We start from the raw sequence: 18,750 nt of genomic DNA on the forward strand, positions 1-18,750 counted from the left end.
GCTACATGCGTGAGCAAATCCGACACGATGGACTACTACTGTAAGGCTGATTCAACTTTGTCCTGATGGGAGTATGTCGATGCTGGCTCACTGGTTTCTGGCGGCGGTTCACCTCTTGGCCTTTGGTCTGGGTTTTTGGGCTGTACTGACCCGCGGTACGGCGTTACGTCGTCTGAGTGCCGGGGCAGGGGACGCTCGCCGTGTTTTGATTGCAGATAATCTGTGGGGGATCTCTGCAGTCACTCTGCTGATCACGGGTGGGCTACGAGCCTTTGGCGGGTACGAAAAAGGCACTGATTACTATCTTCACCAACCCCTGTTTCATCTCAAGATGACGCTCTTGGTGTTCATCCTGTTGCTTGAGATTGCACCGATGGTGACGCTGATCAAATGGCGGATTGCGCTGGGGCGCGGCGCGGCTATAGATACCGGGCGCGCAACGCTGTTTGCCCGTATCAGTCATATCGAGGCGCTGTTGCTGGTGCTGATGGTCGTGGCGGCCACGGGCATGGCGCGTGGTGTGACGTTTGGCTAACCGGGCAGGGGAGCGCTCTTTCTCGCTGCAAATCCGAAACGTCTGACAGTCATGGCAGGAGCCAGGGCAGTAGTATCGGCTCCGTGTTGCGATGGCATCGCAAAGAGAGACGGAGCGCAGAACGATGCGGCACTTGAATCTTAGCCAGCCGTTACTCGAGGCAGAATGGGCTGGCTACTGACTGCAGCAGGATTCAGGGCGTTTGCGGCTTGTCCGGGGCGGTCAAGCCAGCCTGGATGCGTTGATAAATTTCTTCGCGATGCACCGCAACGTCTTTCGGGGCGTTGATGCCAATCCTGACTTGCTGGCCGCTAACGCCCAGGATGGTGATCGTAATGTCATCACCGATGTTTATGCTTTCACCGACTTTGCGGGTGAGTATCAGCATGGTTTTCTCCTTGATTGCTTTGTAGGGCACCTGATTCGGACAGTGCAGAGGTCGGTATTAGATATAGATTAGTGCGAAGTTTCACGGTTTGGGTGCCTCTTTCTGACGCGCAGATGCTGCATTAATTCCCAAGGTGTAACTATACAGAGGCCGCCACCATCATTCTCGTTGTTTTGAGCCCATTTTGCGGCACTCGGGATGGATCCATGGATGTTAAAATCGCCGCTTTAAGCATTCGGAGGAAAGCGTTGTGCGCAAAATGGTCTTGGTAATCGCGGTACTGACGCTGGCCGGATGCGGTGAGGATAAAGGGGTTGACGCTCAAAAGCCGCAACCGGCAGTCGCCTCCGTTCCCGCGGCGGTAACGGGCCCGCAGTGGGATGTCGAAGTGCGCGGCGAGACACCCCAGGCGGTCAGTGACCTGAGCGGTTGGTTGATTGAGCACAGCTTCGTTCCCAACGTCGTGAAGGAAAATGGAAAGGTTCGTATTCTGGTCGGGCCGTTCGGTTCGCAAGCCGAGGCGCAGGCCAGGCAAGCTGAAATAACGGCGGCGCTGACCCGGGCGAAAAAGATGAACATCGAATCGCTGATCGTCGAACACCCGACGGCTCAGTAACCGTCCTTTTCGCAATGCGCAGACCCGCATGCCGGGTGATGTGCCAGGGAAGCGATCTTCGAGGTCGCTTCCCTGGTGATGCGTCGGCATAAACGTCACATCAAGTTATTTTGCGGCAACCCCAGCAGGCCGGTCAGGGTGTTGATGATCGCTTGTTGCCGGGCACGGTCTGTCTGGTGCGCGGCTTCCGCGGCGGCGACATCAGCGTCGCAGTGGGGGCACGTCACTTCGTGTGCATGGATGTACTGCAAGCAGCCACGACACAGCGCCAGTTGCGGTGGAATACGTCCTTCGTCAGGCGATTTCTGGCCCTGGTTCGCCCAGGCCAGTTTGATCACCTGGCCGCTGTCGCTGACGCTGTTCACCTTCTCGCCGGTATCGATGCGCTCGGTAATCAGATCAAAACGTCCGACGGCGAAGGAGGTTTTTGCCGCGTCCTCGAGTTTGACGATGCGCTCGCGTAGCCCGCGTTTTTGCAGGTCCAGCGCGCGGTAATGGCAGTAGGGATTATTGCCGGGTTTGCCGAGCAGGGAGTGCGAGGTCCAGGTGCAGCCGCCACGGCAGACGTCGTTGTAGTAACAGCCTCGGCAGTAGCCCCACAGGTCGTCGACCGACCGCAGGCGGCCAAAGTGCATGCCTTCGCTGTAATGCCAGATATCGTGCAGGCTCATGTTGCGTACGTTGCCGCCCGAAAACCCCACCGTGGCCAATGACGGGCACCCCTTTACCGTGCCGTCGGCTTCCAGCGCCAGCACGGTCTGGCCGGCGGCGCAGCCGCTCCAGTGCACGCGTTCGTCGCCGAAGCCACGCCACATGTGCTCGTAAGGGCCGTAGTAACCGATATTGTTGCCCACGTTCATCAGCAGGCCGCGATCAACCCCTTCGCGGTAGAGGCGCGCCAGCAACGGCATCACTTCCAGCAGTTGGTAGGGTTGCAACAGCAGCTCCGGGTGATCGACGGCATTGCCCATGGCGACCGTCAGCTGGATCTGCCAATGAGTGGCGCCGAGGTCGATGATCAGGTCCATCAGCTCGGGCAAGTCGGGCAACGTGACCGCGCCGATTTGTGTGTTGACGCTCACCGCAAGCCCGGACTGTTTGGCGCGTCGCAGGGTGTCCACCGCCTTGTCGAACGAGCCCGGAACATTGCGCACTGCGTCATGCAGTGGGGCCAGTCCATCCAGTGACACACCGACGCCATTGAGTCCGGCGTCCACCGCTGCCTGCATTTTTGCGGGCGTCAGGTTGCGCCCACCGGTTTGTATCGCGCAATACATGCCGTGATCGTGGATAGCCTGGATCAGTTGGGTCCAGTCCTTGCGCAAATAGGCTTCACCGCCGATCAGGGTGATCTCGCGGGTGCCGAGTGCCGCCAGGGAATCGATGACGTCCAGGCACTCCCGGGTGTTCAGTTCATCGGGGCGTCGATGGCCGGCGCGTGAGCCGCAATGCAAGCATTTGAGATCGCAAGCCAGAGTGATTTCCCAGACCACATGCACCGGCACGTAGCGTTTGAGGTCGGTTTCACTGAGGTAGCGGGCAGGGCGACTGTCTGACATGGGAAATCCTTGCGCACCAACGCGTGCGCGGCACGAATCCATCGAAGTGTTCGCGCCTTCCTTGAGTCAATGGCGCGACCGGATTTACCTTTTGTTGTTGGTCTATAGCGCGGAGTCTGTGGGAGCGGGCTTGCCTGCTCCCACAGGGGGTTGCGCTTAACTGCCTGGGGTTAGCGGGCCTCCAGGCGGGCGATTTCAGCGTTCAGCTGCTCCAGAGCGCTGCGCAGGGCACCGCTGTTGGCCAATTGCTGTTCACCCTGGCTCACCACGGACTTCAGTTGCGCCAGGTCACCGCTGGTTTGCGCTTGCTGTACCGCGACGGCATAGAGCGGCACCGCATGGTGCGGATGCTCTGGGCGCTCAATCACTGGGGCCTGGCTGACAGCTGCGTGTTTCACGTAATGCCAGATACCCTGGTCCTGGTACTTGTAGTCGACATAACCGCTCGCCCAGTCGGCGCCTAAAATGCCTTTCAAGCCGAAAGTCTGGGCGATCTGGCTGAGAGGGCCGCTCGGGCTGCCCGCCAAGGTGAGGATGATGTGGTTTTCGGCCGTCGGCACCAGTTTGGCCTCGGAGTATTCACCCCATACACGGGCACGGAAGTTGAGAGGCGGATAGGTGCTTTGGAAAATGCTGGCAACCCCGCTGACTTTTTTCTTTACGGTATCTACCAGCAGGTCCAGGGTTAAAACCGGTGCGCCCAATAGGTGACTACTGACATTCAGGCGGGTATGAAAAAGTCCGATTGACATGGTGCTACTCCCTTATTTGTATTCTGGACAACTCGGGCATGTTTCGTGAGCGGGTCAGCGGCGTTCCTGCCGGCTGATTTCGCCCTTGGCCGTTTCAAGCGCGCTCTGCAGTTGGGGTTGCTGATCCAGTTGTTGTTGGGCCAGGCGGGCCAGGTTTTTCATCTGGGCCAGGTCACCGCTGGCAATGGCACTTTGAATCGGTGCGGCGTACAGCGGCATGATCGGTGGATAGGCTGGAATGACCGGGCCGGGCTCCAAAGGCACCGATTTATAAGCGTTGGAGGGTACCGCCTCGACAAGATGAGCGGGAGCAGTGACCTGGACCCACCGTTCACCATTGAAGTACTCGTAATTGGCGACGCCTTCTCTCCAGTCGCTACCGACCACCAAGTGCAGCTTGAAATTCACGATTGAGTTCGAGCCTGGGCCGCCGTTATTACCTTGAGCGGTGATCAGGATCTTGCTGACGCCAGGGCTCATGACCGTCAGGTAGGTGTATTCGCCCCAGACATCGGAGTGCACATCCAATGGCGGGTTAGTGGCCTGAGTAATTTCGGCAGTGCCGCTTACCGTTTGATCTGGGGTAAAAACCAGAAGATTGAGTGCCAGGTTTTGTGCGCCCGCGGCCGAAGTACCAATTCGGTAGCAGAGCGGGAACAAGCCGACAGGTTGCTGATTAGAACCAGACATAATTATTGCCTCCGTTGCAATAAGGGGAGCGGAAATAGCTATTAGTGCTTTTCCAGGCGTGCGATTTCCTTAACCAACTGCTCGTAAGCAGTTTTTAGCTCTTTATTTTCTGGTGTGGATGCATCGCGTTGTTTCAACAGCGTCTTCATTTGCGGCAGGTCGCCTGCCTTGATCGCGCCTTGGATGGCCACCCCATAGGGGGGCATGCTATGGCGAGTTGAAGTGCTCATAACGATTCCTTCCGTGGTGTTTGCGGGCACTGCTGTCATCAGCAGTTTTTGCAGTTAAGCAGGCGCCGATAAATATGCAATGGGCTGCGCAAGAGTAATTTTTAATATTGTTTTATTTATCGCGGTGGGTGAGCAGTCGAGATATTTGATATTAAGATTGGCGATAAGTTAGTGCGATTCCTCATGAGTCCTTATTGTTTTTATCGCCATTGATAAAGAGTGATGGGGCGGTCTGTAACGCCCCCGGACTGAGATGATTCAAACAGCACTGACCTTGCGCCCGAACCGTTCCCTATACACCGAAGGCGGCACGCCGACCACGCTGCGAAATGCCACCCGGAAACTCTCCACCGAGCGATAACCGCAGCGCTGGGCAATCTGGTCAGTGTTTTGATTCGTGCTCTCCAGCAGCTCGCGGGCCCGGGCCAGGCGTTCATGCTGCAGCCACGCTTTGGGCGGCATACCGCTGGCTTCGGTGAACCGCCGCAGGAACGTGCGCTCACTCATGGCCGCCTCGCTGGCGAGGTCGCGAACCTCCAGTGGTTCATGCAGACGTTCCCGCGCCCACTGCATGACCCGCGACAGATCGCTGCGCGGCGTCGGGCTGACCGGTGACGGAATGAACTGTGCCTGGCCGCCGGTGCGTTGCGGCGACATCACCAACCGCCGGGCCACCGAGTTGGCCACCTGCGTGCCGAAATCCCGCGCGACCAGATGCAGGCAGGCATCGATGCCGGCGGCGCTGCCTGCCGAAGTGATCAACTGACCCGAATCGACATACAGCACGTCCGGATCCACCAGAATGTTCGGGAAGCGCTCGGCCAGTTCAGCGGTGTAGCGCCAATGGGTGGTGGCGCCGTGACCGTCCAGCAAACCGGTGGCCGCCAGTACGAATACCCCGGAACAGATCGACAGCAGCCGCGCGCCCCGGGCATGAGCCTGACGCAGGGCGGCGAGCAAGGGCTCCGGCACCGGTGCGCTGCGGTCGCGCCAGCCGGGGATGATGATGGTTCGGGCGCGCTCAAGCAGTTCCATCCCGCCGTCGGCCAGCACCTGAATGCCGCCCATGGCGCGCATCGGCCCTTGGTCGACGGCGACGATGCGGTGCTCGTACCAAGGGAAATCGAACTCTGGCCGCGCCAGGCCGAAGATCTCCACGGCAATGCCGAATTCGAAGGTGCAGAGGCCGTCGTAGGCCAGAATCGCGACTAAACCTGGGGTGGGCTGCATTTGGCGGAAAATTCCCGGTGAGTGTCTTGTGCGCCACTGTAGCGGCAAGGCCGGAGCAGATAAAGTTTTCTCACACCCACTGAGACTTTGGAGTACAGCCCATGCCTAGCCTGGTTCGCGAGATTCCCGCAGCCCCGTCCGCCATCGCCCTGATGCACTTCAGCAATCGTCTGACCTTCGAAACCGATTGTTCCGACGTCTACAGCAGCCAAGAGGCCGGCGAGGTGGATTTTGTTCTGGTGGACGTGCGCGGACCGTTGGCGTTCGAACGCGGACATGTGCCAGGCGCGATCAACATCCCGAGTCGATTGATCACAGCTGATGGCTTGGCGGCCTATCCGAAGTCCACGCTGTTTGTGGTCTATTGCGCCGGACCTCACTGCAACGGCGCCAACAAGGCTGCGGTGAAACTGGCGGCGCTGGGTTACCCGGTCAAGGAGATGATCGGCGGGGTGACCGGGTGGCTGGATGAAGGGTTTGAGTTGAGTGTTGCGGTGCAACCCGCCGTTGCGTTGACCATTAGGTGTGAATGCTGACTAGGTGTGGCGATTAGCTGATGAAGCGCTCCACCATCCATCCAGCGTCACCCGCAACCAGTCAAACACAGCTGCATAGGCGACGCTGTCTTGCGGCTCCCGGGGCAACGGTGATTCCTCGCCAAAGTGCTCATTGAGGATCGCCACCGATTCAGCATTCCATTCCGGGTGGAACTGCAACCCCACCCGCGTCGGGCCAACGCGATACATCTGCTGCTCACAAACCTCGCTGCTGGCCAGCAACTGCGCAGAGGGCGGCAGATCGATCGCGTCTTCGTGCCATTCCAGCACCTTCAGCGTCTGGCCATCGGCAAAGGTCACGGTAGTCCAGCCGGTTTCGGTGTGAGCCATCCGCCGCACATTGCCGCCCAGGCTCAGCGCCAGCAACTGCGCCCCCAGGCAAATCGCGAACACCGCCGCGCCCTGATCCAGGCTGCCCGCCAGCCACTGACGCTCTGTTTCCAGCCATACCGGCCCGGCACCTGATTCATAAGGCCCACCCAATAGAATCAGCGGTGTCGCGCTCACCGACGGCAACTGACCGAGGTCGGCGCGAAACACGTTCAGGGTAATGCCTCGGGACCGGGCCCATTCGGCAATGGCGCCGGGGCCTTCGGCAGGATGGTGCTGGATCAGATTCAGCGCGGGCATCACGTTTCTCTTGTGGGGGCGGTTGGCGGGTCAATGTGAGGCAAAAAATGGTTCATCGCCAGTGCGACTCTTCGATCGGATCAGTACCCGAAAACGTGTAGGTTTTGTCTCAAGCAAAGGATTGTCCTACAGTCCTTGCACCACCTCGGAGCACACTTCAAGTGCCTCGAATCCCTCGGCTTCTTTTTTATAAGTATTTGTCGCCTAAACACAATTTGCCCTCCTGTAGCCGCTCTAGACTGCCGGCCACTTCGGTCTTCACTAGCCGAAAGTTGCCAATCGAAAGCTGCCAATAAAAGCCTCCGCACACAGGAGTTATAAATGAAGAAGCGAGTGATGTTCGGTGCCCTGGCACTGTCGATGTTGTCCCTGACCGCCGTGGCCGAAGACGCCAAACCGATTCGCCTCGGGATCGAAGCCGGTTACCCGCCATTCTCGATGAAAACCCCCAACGGCAAACTCACCGGTTTCGACGTGGACATCGGTGACGCGCTGTGTGAACAGATGAAAGTGAAGTGCACTTGGGTCGAGCAAGAGTTCGATGGCCTGATCCCGGCCCTGAAGGTCAAGAAAATCGACGCGATCCTGTCGTCCATGACCATCACCGACGACCGCAAGAAGAACGTCGATTTCACCATCAAGTACTACCACACCCCGGCGCGCTTCGTGATGAAGGAAGGCACCAACGTCAAGGATCCACTGACCGAGCTCAAGGGCAAGAAAGTGGGTGTACTGCGCGCCAGTACCCACGACCGCTTCGCCACCGAAGTGCTGGTGCCGGCCGGCATCGACCTGGTGCGTTATGGTTCCCAGCAGGAAGCCAACCTGGACATGGTTGCCGGTCGCCTTGACGCGATGCTGGCCGACTCGGTCAACCTGGACGACGGTTTCCTGAAAACCGATGCCGGTAAAGGCTTCGCGTTTGTCGGCCCGACCTACGAAGACGCCAAGTACTTCGGCGGTGGTGCCGGTATTGCCGTGCGCAAGGGCGATAAAGAGCTGGCAGACAAATTCAACACCGCCATCACTGAAATTCGCGCCAACGGCAAGTACAAGCAAGTGCAGGACAAGTACTTCAACTTCGATGTTTACGGCCATTAATACGCCGTAGAGAAGTGGCCACCGTGGATGCGGTGGCCATTTTTTCATGCTGGACTTTGTGGGTGCGGGCAGGCTCGCTCCCACAAGAATGGCCTCATCGCACAGATATTCAGGAGTCCCCATGCAACGCATCGATCATTCACTGCCCTGGAGCCATCTGGGGACTGAACGCACGCTCAGCGTGTTTCGTTATGGCGCGGGTACTCGCAAGGTTTACATCCAGGCCAGCCTGCACGCGGACGAACTGCCGGGCATGCGCACCGCCTGGGAACTGAAGAAGCGTCTGGCCGAGCTCGAAGCCCAGGGGCAACTTCAGGGCATCATCGAACTGGTGCCGGTGGCCAATCCCATCGGCCTCGATCAGCACCTGCAAGGCAGCCACATGGGTCGCTTCGAATTGGGCAGCGGCAAGAACTTCAACCGCTCGTTCGTTGAACTCAGCGCACCGGTGGCTGAGTTGATCGGCGATCAATTGGGTGGTGACGCCCAGGCCAACATCGTACTGATTCGCCAGACCATGGGGCAGGTGCTCGATGGTTTGCCGGCACCGCTTTCGCAATTGGAAGCCATGCACCGCTTGCTGCTGCGCCACGCCTGCGAGGCCGACATCACCCTCGACTTGCATTGCGATTTCGACGCGGCGATTCACCTGTATGCCTTGCCGCAGCATTGGCCGCAATGGCGCTCCCTGGCGGCTCGCCTGAAGGCCGGGGTGGCGTTGTTGTGTGAGGATTCCGGCGGCAGCTCTTTCGATGAGTCGTGCTCTACGCCGTGGTTGCGCCTGGCACGGGCCTTTCCCGAGGCAGCGATCCCGCCGGCCAACCTGGCGACCACGCTGGAGCTGGGTAGCATGGGCGATACACGGGTCGATCAGGCCCAGGCCAACTGCGAGGCGATCCTGGGGTTCCTCGCCGAACAGGGTTTCATCACCGGCACCTGGCCGTCAGCGCCAAGCGAATGCTGTGAGGGCCTGCCGTTCGAAGGCACCGAGTACCTGTTTGCACCGCATCACGGGGTGGTCAGTTTCCTGCGCAATTCAGGTGAATGGGTGGAGCGGGGCGACGCGTTGTTTGAAGTAGTCGATCCATTGAGCGACCGGGCCACCACCGTGTGCGCCGGAACCAGCGGCGTGCTGTTTGCCATCGATCGCGGACGCTACACGCAACCGGGCACCTGGCAGGCGAAAGTCGCCGGACGTGAGCCGATCCGGGTCGGGAAACTGGTCAACGACTGACGTCCCGACGCGATTCAACATGTAGGCGCTGCCTCCTGCGGGGGCGCGGTGCATCAGAGGGAAACGGTGCATCGGCGGGAAGAGATGTTAGGCTCTGCCCCGAATCCTGCGCGCTGTGAAGGAAGGTTTATGTTGAAGTTTCTCGCTCTGCTCACGCTCCTGGCGTCCACCGCCGTCCACGCTGAAATCCCGCTACACACCGATCTGCCGCTCAAGTACCTGGAACAGGCCAACGTTGAATCCCGTAACCAGCCCTTGGTGATTTTCCTGCACGGTTACGGCAGCAACGAGCAGGACCTGTTCGGCATCAAGGATGAATTGCCGCCGCAGTACACCTACCTGTCGGTGCGGGCGCCGATGACGTTGGAAGAGGGCAGTTACCAGTGGTTTCGCAAAAAGGGCGAGGGCGCCTATAACGGCGAGACGGACGACCTGAAGGCTAGCGGCCAGGTGCTGCTGGATTTCGTGGCACAAGCGGCAAAGAAATATCACACCGAAACGGACAAGGTTTTCCTGGTGGGCTTCAGCCAGGGCGCGATCATGTCCTATGAAGTCGCGTTGCGTCATCCCGAGGCGGTGGGCGGCATTGCGGCGTTGAGCGGGCGCATCCTGCCGGTGCTCAAGTCCGAACTCAAACCGGATGAAAAACGCCAGTCGCTGGCGATTTTCATCGGTCATGGCACCGCCGACAAACGCCTGCCCTACACCGACGGCACTGAGGCCGACAGCCTGTTGCAACGCCTGTCACTCAAGCCCGAGTTCCATGCCTACGAAGGTGTCGGCCACAGCATCAGCGCCACCGAGATGCAGGATTTGAGCGCCTGGTTGCAGCGCCTCAATCCCTGAGCCGGTCGGGTTTATTTGCCGGTGATGATCTGGTTCACCAGCGTTTCGTGGCCGGTTTTGTCGTTGGGGCGGGAGATGACCTGAATGATGGCCATGCGAGTGCCAGAGGCGGCCATCAGCGAGGTGTCGAGGGTCATGCCGCCGCCTTGGGTGGCGGTGCTGTCGATCTGTCGCAGGCCCAGCCCCGTGCTTTTCTGGGTCAGGCTTTTTTCGCTCAGCTTGTTGAAGTCCGGCAAGGCGTTGCGTTGCTCGGTGGCGAAGGCGGACACGGTGGCGTCGAGGAACTCACCGTCGTTGTCCTTGACGTTGGCGCCGCCGGGAATGGTGTTTTCAGCGGCGATGACTACGGTTTTAGTGGTCTGGTTGGTGTACATCGTGCCCGTCGCCCCGGCGGTGCCGGTGGCCGCGTCGCCGGCCGGCAGCGGATTGGCGATGAAGCCCTTGGGCAGGGTGAAGGTGAACTTGCCGCCGAGCATCGAGACCTTCTGGGTCGGCGCTTTGTCGCTGGAAGTGGCCTTGGCCGCCTGCGCATTCAAGGCCCCCAGGCTGGCAGCCGCTGTCAGCAGCAGAACAACGGCTTTTTTACTCAACAATGACATTCAAACTCTCCGTAGGGTGGTCGCGCTATGACGGCGATCATCCCATGGATCGCGAACAGGGTGCAGGGTGATCATCGTTGCCGTTCGTTGAAACGATAAGGCGCTGGGCGCAATGCCCGTTGTTTAGTCACCAACAGCATCCCGAGCGAGGCGCCTATCCCCAATGCAAATCCCGTCCAGCCGAACCTCGGCAACGCCAACGCCAGCACCAGACAAAACGCCGCGAACGAATACATCCCGGTAGCTGTAGCCCGCAGCAACGCCGCCGTAAACGCCGGACCGCGAGTCTGCTGGGAAAACACAGCCATCACACTGCCCAGCACCGGGAACACTGCGAGCAATCCGCTCCAGCGCTCGCCGACGGTGCTGGCCAGCACCGTCACGGCCAACGTGAGCAGGGCGCCAGCCATCATGCGCAGCAGCAGTTTGTCGGATTTGGGCGCCGGGCCTGAAACGACGGGTTGCACCGAGGGAAACAGGTACGGCGCGGCCAGCAACGCGGTGGCGGCGGCGATCACCGAGAGCGCCAGCGATGGCGGGATCAGCGACAGCACAACAGCCACCGACGTCCAGACCAGCAGCGCCATCGTTAGCGCCCACGGCCAGCTCAAGCGTTGTGCGACCTGGGCATACGTCACGCAGAAGGCAATCATCGCGAACATGGCTGACAGCGCCGCCGTTGCCGCCTGAGCGGCGAACACATGGCCTTGCTCGATGGCGAGGAACAACAGAATCGGCCCGACCACCACCGGCAACCCCGACAGCCAACCGGCCACGCTTGGTCCCCAGCGTTTACCGGCCAGGGAAATCAGCAACAGAAACCCCGGAATCACCAGCAGCTTGAGCATCAGCACGCACGCATCTCCATTTGTGTGTGCCGGTCACGTTAGCATTGCGGGCGATGGATTGCTTAAGGCGGTCTCTGCGCAAGCATTGAGCGCCTACACCCGGGTGCGCGAAACGTCTAAGCTGCGCGCTCCCACCTGTTGACGGATGCTTGCGTGAAATTCAGTTTGCCCAAAGTCGGCACCGCGCCGTTTTGCCCACCGGAAGTGGCCGGCACGGTTGCCGTTGACCCTGGTGCTTTGTTCTACAAGCGCGTTCTGCGTTTTGCCGGCCCCGGTTTGCTGGTGTCCATCGGCTACATGGACCCGGGCAACTGGGCCACGGCCATCGAGGCCGGTTCGCGGTTTGGCTATAGCCTGTTGTTCGTGGTGTTGCTGGCGAGCATGGCGGGGATGGTGGTGCAGTGTTTGTGCTCGCGTCTGGGTATCGCCACCGGGCGCGACCTGGCGCAGTTATGCCGGGAGCGCTACAGCACGCGGACCGCACGGACCCAGTGGCTGCTGGCGGAAATTTCGATCATCGCCACCGACCTTGCCGAAGTGCTCGGCTGCGCCTTGGCGTTCCACTTGCTGCTGGGTTGTTCGCTGACGTTTGGCATTGCGCTCACCGCGTTCGACACGTTGCTGGTATTGGCCCTGCAAAACCGCGGCTTCCGCCGGTTGGAGGCGATCATGCTGGTGCTGGTGGGCACGATCGGCGTGTGTTTCTTCGTCGAACTGTGGCTGATCAAACCCTATTGGCCGGATGTCGCTCGCGGTTTCACACCGTCACTTTCGGTGATCGGCGATGCGGCGCCGTTGTACCTGGCCATCGGCATTCTCGGGGCCACGGTGATGCCGCATAACTTGTTCCTGCATACCTCGATCGTGCAGACGCGGATGATCGGCAAAGACCTGGCCAGCAAGCAGGACGCGGTCAAACTGGCGCGCATCGATACCATCGGCTCCCTGGCGCTGGCACTGCTGGTCAACGCGGCGATCCTGATTCTTGCTTCCGCGGCCTTCCACAAGACCGGGCACACCGACGTGGTGGACATCCAGGACGCCTATCACTTGCTCGATCCATTGGTGGGCGGGGCGTTGGCCAGTGTGTTGTTTGGTGTGGCGTTGCTGGCGTCGGGGCAGAGTTCGACCTTCACCGGCACCATCGCGGGCCAGGTGATCATGGAGGGCTACCTGAACCTGCGCTTACCCTGCTGGCAACGGCGCTTGATCACTCGCGGGCTGGCGCTGATCCCGGCGTTTATCGGCGTGTGGCTGATGGGCGACGGGGCAATCGGCAAACTGCTGGTGTTGAGTCAGGTGGTACTCAGCCTGCAACTGCCGTTCGCGTTGTACCCGTTGATTCGCATGACCAACGATCAGACGCTCATGGGGCCGTTTGTGAATCCGCTGCCAACTCGGGTGTTGGCGTGGGGATTGTTTACGGTAATCAGTGCGGCCAACAGCTGGTTGATTTTGCAGTTTGTGGGCTGAGTCATTCTTTTGATCTTCACCCCCGCTCAAACGCCTCAACCAGATAATCGATAAACACCCGGGTCTTGGCCGGCATCAACGTGCGGCTCGGGTAATACAGCGAGATCGATCCCGCGTCGGCATGCCAGTCCGGCAACAAGCGCAGCAGTTCGCCGTGCTGGATATGGGCGATGACATCGGGCGACACCAGCAGCGTCACACCAAGGCCGAGCAGGGCCGCTTCACGCATGGCGGCAGGGTCATTGAGCACGATGTTTTCACTCAGCTCGGCGCTGGCTTCATTGCCCACGCTATCCCGCATCACCCATTGGCGCACCCGCCCGGTGCGAATGCCGCGCATCACAATGCCGTTGTACTGAGCCAGGTCCGCCGGGCTGCTGGGCAGGGTGCGTCCGGCCATGTACGCCGGTGAGGCCACCGCCACCACATCCGCCGCTGCCAACGTCCGCGAGACGACCCCGGGTGTCAGCTCGAAACCGCCGCCGATGGCGGCGTCATACCCTTCGGCGATCAGATCGACCTGGCGGTTTTCAAAGTGCCATTCCAAGCGAATCAGCGGGTAGCGCGCCAGAAATTCCGGTAACAGCGGCAACACGTGGTCAATGCCGAACGTCGGCGCCAAGCTGACCTTGAGCACCCCCGCCGGCTCCCCGCGATCACTGGACACCGCACTGATCGCCGTCTGCAGCGCCTGCAGATTGCCGCCGATGCTGGCCAGAAAGCGTTCGCCGGCTTCGGTCAGTGACAGCTTGCGGGTCGAGCGCTGGAACAGCCGCACACCGATATTGCGTTCAAGCATCGCCACGTTGCGGCTGACGGCGGCGGGCGTCAGTGCGAGCAACCGTGCGGCGGCGGAGAAGCTGCCGGTTTCAGCGCTGCGCACGAAAGATTCGAGGTTGGCGAGTGTTTCCATCTCAGACACCTGATATTAATACTTGAAGATCATTCAACTCATTACCGTCTAATAAAGTAGTAATGGCAAGCGCAGTATTCACTCCACCAACCCACTACGGAGTGAACACCATGAGCACTATCGGAATCATCGGCGCCGGCGCCATCGGCACAGCCTTCGCCAAAGCATTGTCCCGTCAGGGCATTGAAGTCGTCATCGCCAACAGCCGCGGCCCGGAAACCCTGGCCTCACTGGTGGAAGAACTCGGGCCGACGGCGCGGGCCGGCACCCGTGAAGAAGCGGCCGCGCAGCCGATCGTTCTGGTCGCGGTGAACTGGTCGAAATTGCCAACGGCACTGGCCGGATTGCCGGATTTCGGCGGGCGGATTGTCATCGACGCGAACAATTCGATCGAGGCGCCATCGTTCAAAGCGGTGGATTTGCAGGGCCGTCCGTCCAGTGAAGTGTTTGCCGAATGGGTACCTGGCGCGCGGGTGGTCAAGGCCTTCAATCACCTTCAAGCGCATCTGCTTGAGAGTGATCCGGCGGCGGAGGGTGGGCGGCGAGTGTTGTTTCTTTCTGGTGACGATGCCGAGGCCAAGGCTCAAGTGGCAGCGCTGATCGAGCGATTGGGCTTCTTTGGAATCGATCTGGGCGAACTGAGTGTCGGGGCGCGGCTGGTGCAGTTCCCGGGCGGTCCGTTGCCGGTCTTGAACCTGGTGAAATTTGCCTGAGGGCCAGAGGTTTCCAGCCGTTGTGGTGAGGGGACTTGCCCGCGAAAGCGGTGTGTCAGGCGACATCAATGTTGACTGTGCCGCCGTCGTCGCGGGCAAGCCACGCTCCCACAGGTAACCGAGTGCTCTCGGGAGAATGCGGTCACCTGTGGGAGCGAGCCTGCTCGCGATGAACGACAACGCGGTCTCGGGCTAGCGCTCGATCGCCAATGCCACGCCCTGACCACCACCAATGCACAGGGTGGCCAGGCCTTTTTTGGCGTCACGCTTGATCATCTCGTGCAGCAAGGTCACCAGCACCCGGCAACCCGAGGCTCCAATCGGATGGCCCAGGGCAATCGCGCCACCGTTGACGTTGACCTTGCTCAGGTCCCATTCCAGGTCCTTGGCCACCGCCAGGGATTGCGCGGCGAAGGCTTCGTTGGCCTCGATCAGCTCCAGTTGATCGATGGACCAGCCGGCCTTGTCCAGGCAACGACGGGTGGCGCTGACCGGGCCGATGCCCATGATCGCCGGGTCGACGCCCGCGTTGGCGTACGCGGCGATTTTCGCCAGCACCGGCAGGCCGAGGGCCTTGGCTTTCTCTGCACTCATCAGAATCACCGCGGCGGCGCCGTCGTTCAGCGAAGAGGCGTTGCCGGCGGTCACCGAGCCGTCCTTCTTGAAGGCCGGTTTCAGCTTGCCCAGAGACTCGGCGGTGGTGCCGGCACGCGGCTGTTCATCGGTGGCGAAGGCCAGTGGATCGCCCTTGCGCTGGGGGATCAGGATCGGGGTGATTTCATCGACGAAACGCCCGGCTTCGATGGCGGCCACGGCTTTTTGTTGCGAGGCGGCAGCGAAGGCGTCCTGGGCTTCACGGCTGATGCCGTACTTGTCCACCAGGTTCTCGGCGGTGATGCCCATGTGGTAATCGTTGAACGCATCCCACAAACCGTCGCTGATCATCGTGTCGACGATCTGGCTGTGGCCCATGCGCAGACCGGTGCGGGCGCCCGGCAGCACGTAATTGGCCAGGCTCATGTTTTCCTGGCCACCGGCGATGATCACCTCGGCATCGCCGCAGCGAATCGCCTGCGCCGCCAGGTGCAGCGCTTTGAGGCCCGAGCCGCAGACCTTGTTCAGGGTCATGGCCGGTACGGCGTGGGGCAGGCCGGCCTTGATCGCAGCCTGACGCGCAGGGTTTTGCCCGGCGCCGGCGGTCAATACCTGGCCCATGATCACTTCATCGACCTGCGCCGGGTCCAGATCGGTTTGCGCCAGCAACTGGCGGATCACCGCAGCACCGAGGTCCACCGCGGACACATTGGCCAACGCGCCCTGGAAACTGCCGATGGCAGTGCGAGTGGCAGCAACAATCACAACGTCTTGCATGGACGGATTCCTCACTGGGCAGCGAACTGCATTTCCGGGACGTGGTCAGGCACGATCAGTTTGCCGGCGGTCTTGGCGACGATTTCCTCAACGCTCACGCCTGGTGCGCGTTCCTTGAGAATGAACGCACCGTTGTGGATTTCCAAGTAGGCCAGATCAGTCAGAACGCGTTTGATGCAACCGGCGCCGGTCAGCGGCAGGCTGCAGCGGGGCAGCAGTTTCGACTCACCGTCCTTGGAGGCGTGGGTCATGGTGACGATGATGTTGTCCGCACCGGCCACCAGGTCCATCGCGCCGCCCATGCCCTTGACCAGTTTGCCGGGGATCATCCAGGAGGCGATGTTGCCTTCGACGTCCACTTCGAACGCACCGAGCACGGTCAGGTCGATGTGGCCACCGCGGATCATCGCGAACGATTCGGCGGAGGAGAAAATCGACGCGCCGATACGCGCGGTCACAGTTTGCTTGCCGGCGTTGATCATGTCGGCGTCGACTTCGGCATCGGTCGGAAAGGCGCCCATGCCGAGCAGGCCGTTTTCCGATTGCAGCATGACTTCCATGCCTTCGGGGATGTAGTTGGCGACCAGGGTCGGAATGCCGATGCCGAGGTTCACGTAGTAGCCGTCCTGCATTTCGCGGGCGACGCGCTGAGCCATTTGTTCGCGGGAAAGTGCCATTGTTGTTATTCCTTCATTCGGTCCGGGGGCAGGGGATCACTTACGCACGGTGCGCTGTTCGATGCGCTTTTCGAACGTGCCGCAAATGACCCGGTCGACGTAGATGCCAGGGGTGTGGATCTGCGACGGGTCCAGCTCGCCGGGTTCGACGATTTCTTCGACTTCGACCACGGTGATCTTGCCTGCGGTGGCGGCCAGCGGGTTGAAGTTCTGGGCGGTGTGGCGATAGACCACGTTACCGAAATGGTCGGCTTTCCAGCCTTTGACGATGGCGAAGTCACCGGTGATGGATTCTTCCATCAGGTACTGGCGGCCCTTGAATTCGCGCACTTCCTTGCCTTCAGCGACTGGAGTGCCGACGCCGGTGGCGGTGAAGAACGCCGGGATGCCGGCACCGCCTGCGCGCATTTTCTCGGCGAGGGTGCCTTGGGGGGTCAGGACGACTTCGATTTCACCTTTAAGCAGTTGGTCTTCGAACAGTTTGTTCTCGCCGACGTAGGAGGCCACCACTTTGCGGATCTGCCGGTCCACCAGCAGCACGCCGAGACCGAACCCATCGACGCCGCAGTTGTTGGAGACCACGGTGAGGTCACGGGTGCCCCGGTGCTGGATCTCGGCGATGAGGTTTTCCGGAATCCCGCACAGGCCGAAGCCGCCGGAGATCACGGTCATGCCGTCTTCAAGACCGGCCATCGCTTCCTCATAGGAATACACGCGCTTGTCGAACCCTGCCATATGCACCTCTTTTATTCTTTGTGGGCGGCTGGCTAGCCGGATGGGGAGGGAGTGTCTCGCCGCAGGATTTATTTGTTAAGTTGATTTTTAAGGTTGATTAATAGATAAAACTCACCAATTAGTGCGCGCTACGTTGGAGACAGTGGCCATGACCGTTAAACAGATCCGCGCCTTCCTGGCCGTGGCCCAGAGTTTGAGCTTTGCCGTGGCTTGCGAGCGATTGCACCTGTCCCAGTCGGCGTTGAGCCTGACCATCAAGGCGCTGGAGGAGGGCCTGGGCGGGCGCCTGTTCACCCGCAATACCCGCAACGTCGCACTGACCGCCGAGGGTGAATCACTGCTGCCACTGGCCCGTCGGCTGATCGCGGACTGGGACAATGCCGAGGATGAGCTGCGCCAACGCTTCACCCTTCAGCGTGGTCGCGTGACGCTGGCGGCGATGCCGTCGTTTGCCGGCAACCTGCTGCCGCCGATCCTCAAGACCTTCCGCGCGCGTTATCCCAAGGTCAACGTCACGGTGAACGACGTGATCAACGAGCAGGTGCTGGAAATGGTCCGCGACCGCCAGGTGGAGCTGGGCGTGGCGTTTGAGCCGACCCAGAGTTCGTCGCTGCAATTTACCCCGTTGTACATCGACCGGTTTGTGGCGGTGGTGCCGCTTGATTCACCGCTGGCGGACCTGGGCGATATCGATTGGCAGACCTTGCTCAAGGAACCGTTCATTACCTTGCAGCGACCGTCCACGGTGCGGGTGATGCTCGAAGAGCATTTGCAAGCGCGGGGCATGAAATTGCCGGTGGAGTTTGAAAGTCATCAGTTGGCAACGGTCGGGCGGATGGTGGCCAGCGGACTGGGCGTGAGCGCGGTGCCAGCGTTGTGCGCCGGGCAGATGCGCGAGCTGGGCGCGCGTTGCATCACCCTGCGCGACCCGGTGGTGGAACGGGCGATCGGGGTGCTGACGACGGGGCAAGAACTGTCGGCAGCGGCGCAGGCGTTGTTCGATATTCTCAAGGCTGAAAACTTGGGTGAGCGTCTGAGCTGATCACGGTCGCC

The 18,750-nt window shown here is 60.6% G+C and carries 22 protein-coding genes; 9 read left to right on the forward strand and 13 right to left on the reverse strand.

The window, feature by feature from the left end; translation table 11 throughout:
* Positions 1–79: 79 nt before the first annotated feature.
* Positions 80–535, forward strand: a complete 456-nt coding sequence (locus tag F475_RS09620) for a DUF2214 family protein (RefSeq protein ID WP_018928082.1) — start codon at positions 80–82, stop codon at positions 533–535.
* A 193-nt stretch (positions 536–728) separates the two neighbouring features.
* Here F475_RS09620 and csrA read toward each other — a convergent pair whose 3' ends face one another.
* Positions 729–923: a carbon storage regulator CsrA gene (csrA, locus tag F475_RS09625; protein WP_007938114.1), complete on the reverse strand. Its 195-nt coding sequence runs from the start codon at positions 921–923 to the stop codon at positions 729–731.
* 250 nt (positions 924–1,173) lie between these two features.
* Here csrA and F475_RS09630 point away from each other — a divergent pair, with 250 nt between their 5' ends.
* Positions 1,174–1,539: an SPOR domain-containing protein gene (locus F475_RS09630; RefSeq protein WP_007938113.1), complete on the forward strand. Its 366-nt coding sequence runs from the start codon at positions 1,174–1,176 to the stop codon at positions 1,537–1,539.
* A gap of 95 nt (positions 1,540–1,634) precedes the next feature.
* Here the strand turns inward: F475_RS09630 and F475_RS09635 are convergent, their stop codons facing one another.
* The 5 genes from F475_RS09635 to ftrA form a co-directional block, all read right to left on the reverse strand.
* The gene (locus F475_RS09635; protein ID WP_111453796.1) at positions 1,635–3,098 is read right to left on the reverse strand and encodes a GDL motif peptide-associated radical SAM/SPASM maturase; all 1,464 of its coding nucleotides are present in this window, start codon (positions 3,096–3,098) and stop codon (positions 1,635–1,637) included.
* Positions 3,099–3,268: 170 nt separating this feature from the next.
* Positions 3,269–3,850, reverse strand: a complete 582-nt coding sequence (locus tag F475_RS09640) for a DUF1842 domain-containing protein (RefSeq protein WP_018928079.1) — start codon at positions 3,848–3,850, stop codon at positions 3,269–3,271.
* 54 nt (positions 3,851–3,904) lie between these two features.
* A complete protein-coding gene (locus F475_RS09645; protein WP_018928078.1) occupies positions 3,905–4,540 on the reverse strand; it encodes a DUF1842 domain-containing protein in 636 nt (211 codons plus the stop codon).
* 41 nt (positions 4,541–4,581) lie between these two features.
* Positions 4,582–4,770 carry a DUF1843 domain-containing protein gene (locus F475_RS09650; RefSeq protein WP_018928077.1) on the reverse strand — a complete coding sequence of 63 codons (189 nt, stop codon included), beginning with the start codon at positions 4,768–4,770 and terminating at the stop codon, positions 4,582–4,584.
* Positions 4,771–5,028: 258 nt separating this feature from the next.
* Positions 5,029–6,000, reverse strand: coding sequence for a transcriptional regulator FtrA (ftrA, locus tag F475_RS09655; RefSeq protein ID WP_111453797.1), 972 nt, complete (start codon positions 5,998–6,000; stop codon positions 5,029–5,031).
* Positions 6,001–6,101: 101 nt separating this feature from the next.
* Between ftrA and F475_RS09660 the strand changes: the two genes are divergently transcribed.
* On the forward strand, positions 6,102–6,536 hold the full coding sequence (locus tag F475_RS09660) for a rhodanese-like domain-containing protein (protein WP_018928075.1): 435 nt from the start codon (positions 6,102–6,104) through the stop codon (positions 6,534–6,536).
* Here F475_RS09660 and F475_RS09665 read toward each other — a convergent pair whose 3' ends face one another.
* Positions 6,537–7,187, reverse strand: coding sequence for a type 1 glutamine amidotransferase (locus F475_RS09665; protein ID WP_111453798.1), 651 nt, complete (start codon positions 7,185–7,187; stop codon positions 6,537–6,539).
* Positions 7,188–7,508: 321 nt separating this feature from the next.
* Here F475_RS09665 and F475_RS09670 point away from each other — a divergent pair, with 321 nt between their 5' ends.
* The 3 genes from F475_RS09670 to F475_RS09680 all read left to right on the forward strand — a co-directional run bounded on the left by F475_RS09670 (position 7,509) and on the right by F475_RS09680 (position 10,368).
* Positions 7,509–8,288 (forward strand): ABC transporter substrate-binding protein, encoded by a 780-nt coding sequence (locus F475_RS09670; protein ID WP_111453799.1) that lies wholly within the window; start codon positions 7,509–7,511, stop codon positions 8,286–8,288.
* 121 nt (positions 8,289–8,409) lie between these two features.
* Positions 8,410–9,522 carry a succinylglutamate desuccinylase/aspartoacylase family protein gene (locus F475_RS09675; protein ID WP_111453800.1) on the forward strand — a complete coding sequence of 371 codons (1,113 nt, stop codon included), beginning with the start codon at positions 8,410–8,412 and terminating at the stop codon, positions 9,520–9,522.
* Positions 9,523–9,651: 129 nt separating this feature from the next.
* Positions 9,652–10,368, forward strand: coding sequence for an alpha/beta hydrolase (locus tag F475_RS09680; protein ID WP_064617002.1), 717 nt, complete (start codon positions 9,652–9,654; stop codon positions 10,366–10,368).
* Between the two features lie 11 nt (positions 10,369–10,379).
* On the opposite strand, the gene F475_RS09685 is transcribed toward F475_RS09680, so the two are convergent.
* Entirely contained in the window at positions 10,380–10,967 is a 588-nt protein-coding gene (locus tag F475_RS09685; RefSeq protein ID WP_111453801.1) for a hypothetical protein, read from the reverse strand.
* Between the two features lie 71 nt (positions 10,968–11,038).
* On the reverse strand, positions 11,039–11,821 hold the full coding sequence (locus F475_RS09690; RefSeq protein WP_111453802.1) for a hypothetical protein: 783 nt from the start codon (positions 11,819–11,821) through the stop codon (positions 11,039–11,041).
* Positions 11,822–11,968: 147 nt separating this feature from the next.
* Here F475_RS09690 and F475_RS09695 point away from each other — a divergent pair, with 147 nt between their 5' ends.
* On the forward strand, positions 11,969–13,288 hold the full coding sequence (locus F475_RS09695) for an Nramp family divalent metal transporter (protein ID WP_111453803.1): 1,320 nt from the start codon (positions 11,969–11,971) through the stop codon (positions 13,286–13,288).
* A 16-nt stretch (positions 13,289–13,304) separates the two neighbouring features.
* On the opposite strand, the gene F475_RS09700 is transcribed toward F475_RS09695, so the two are convergent.
* A complete protein-coding gene (locus F475_RS09700; RefSeq protein ID WP_018928067.1) occupies positions 13,305–14,201 on the reverse strand; it encodes a LysR family transcriptional regulator in 897 nt (298 codons plus the stop codon).
* A 110-nt stretch (positions 14,202–14,311) separates the two neighbouring features.
* On the opposite strand from F475_RS09700, the gene F475_RS09705 reads away from it, so the two are divergent.
* The gene (locus F475_RS09705) at positions 14,312–14,914 is read left to right on the forward strand and encodes an NADPH-dependent F420 reductase (RefSeq protein ID WP_018928066.1); all 603 of its coding nucleotides are present in this window, start codon (positions 14,312–14,314) and stop codon (positions 14,912–14,914) included.
* A gap of 192 nt (positions 14,915–15,106) precedes the next feature.
* Here the strand turns inward: F475_RS09705 and F475_RS09710 are convergent, their stop codons facing one another.
* From F475_RS09710 to F475_RS09720, 3 genes are read right to left on the reverse strand one after another with little or no spacing between them, the layout of a single operon-like run.
* Positions 15,107–16,285: an acetyl-CoA C-acetyltransferase gene (locus tag F475_RS09710; RefSeq protein ID WP_018928065.1), complete on the reverse strand. Its 1,179-nt coding sequence runs from the start codon at positions 16,283–16,285 to the stop codon at positions 15,107–15,109.
* Positions 16,286–16,296: 11 nt separating this feature from the next.
* Positions 16,297–16,962 (reverse strand): CoA transferase subunit B, encoded by a 666-nt coding sequence (locus tag F475_RS09715; protein ID WP_018928064.1) that lies wholly within the window; start codon positions 16,960–16,962, stop codon positions 16,297–16,299.
* A gap of 36 nt (positions 16,963–16,998) precedes the next feature.
* Positions 16,999–17,697, reverse strand: a complete 699-nt coding sequence (locus F475_RS09720) for a CoA transferase subunit A (RefSeq protein ID WP_018928063.1) — start codon at positions 17,695–17,697, stop codon at positions 16,999–17,001.
* Positions 17,698–17,845: 148 nt separating this feature from the next.
* Between F475_RS09720 and F475_RS09725 the strand changes: the two genes are divergently transcribed.
* The gene (locus F475_RS09725; RefSeq protein WP_019649313.1) at positions 17,846–18,739 is read left to right on the forward strand and encodes a LysR family transcriptional regulator; all 894 of its coding nucleotides are present in this window, start codon (positions 17,846–17,848) and stop codon (positions 18,737–18,739) included.
* Positions 18,740–18,750: the final 11 nt, after the last annotated feature.

The organism is Pseudomonas sp. URMO17WK12:I6 (assembly GCF_003253625.1).
GTDB lineage: Bacteria > Pseudomonadota > Gammaproteobacteria > Pseudomonadales > Pseudomonadaceae > Aquipseudomonas.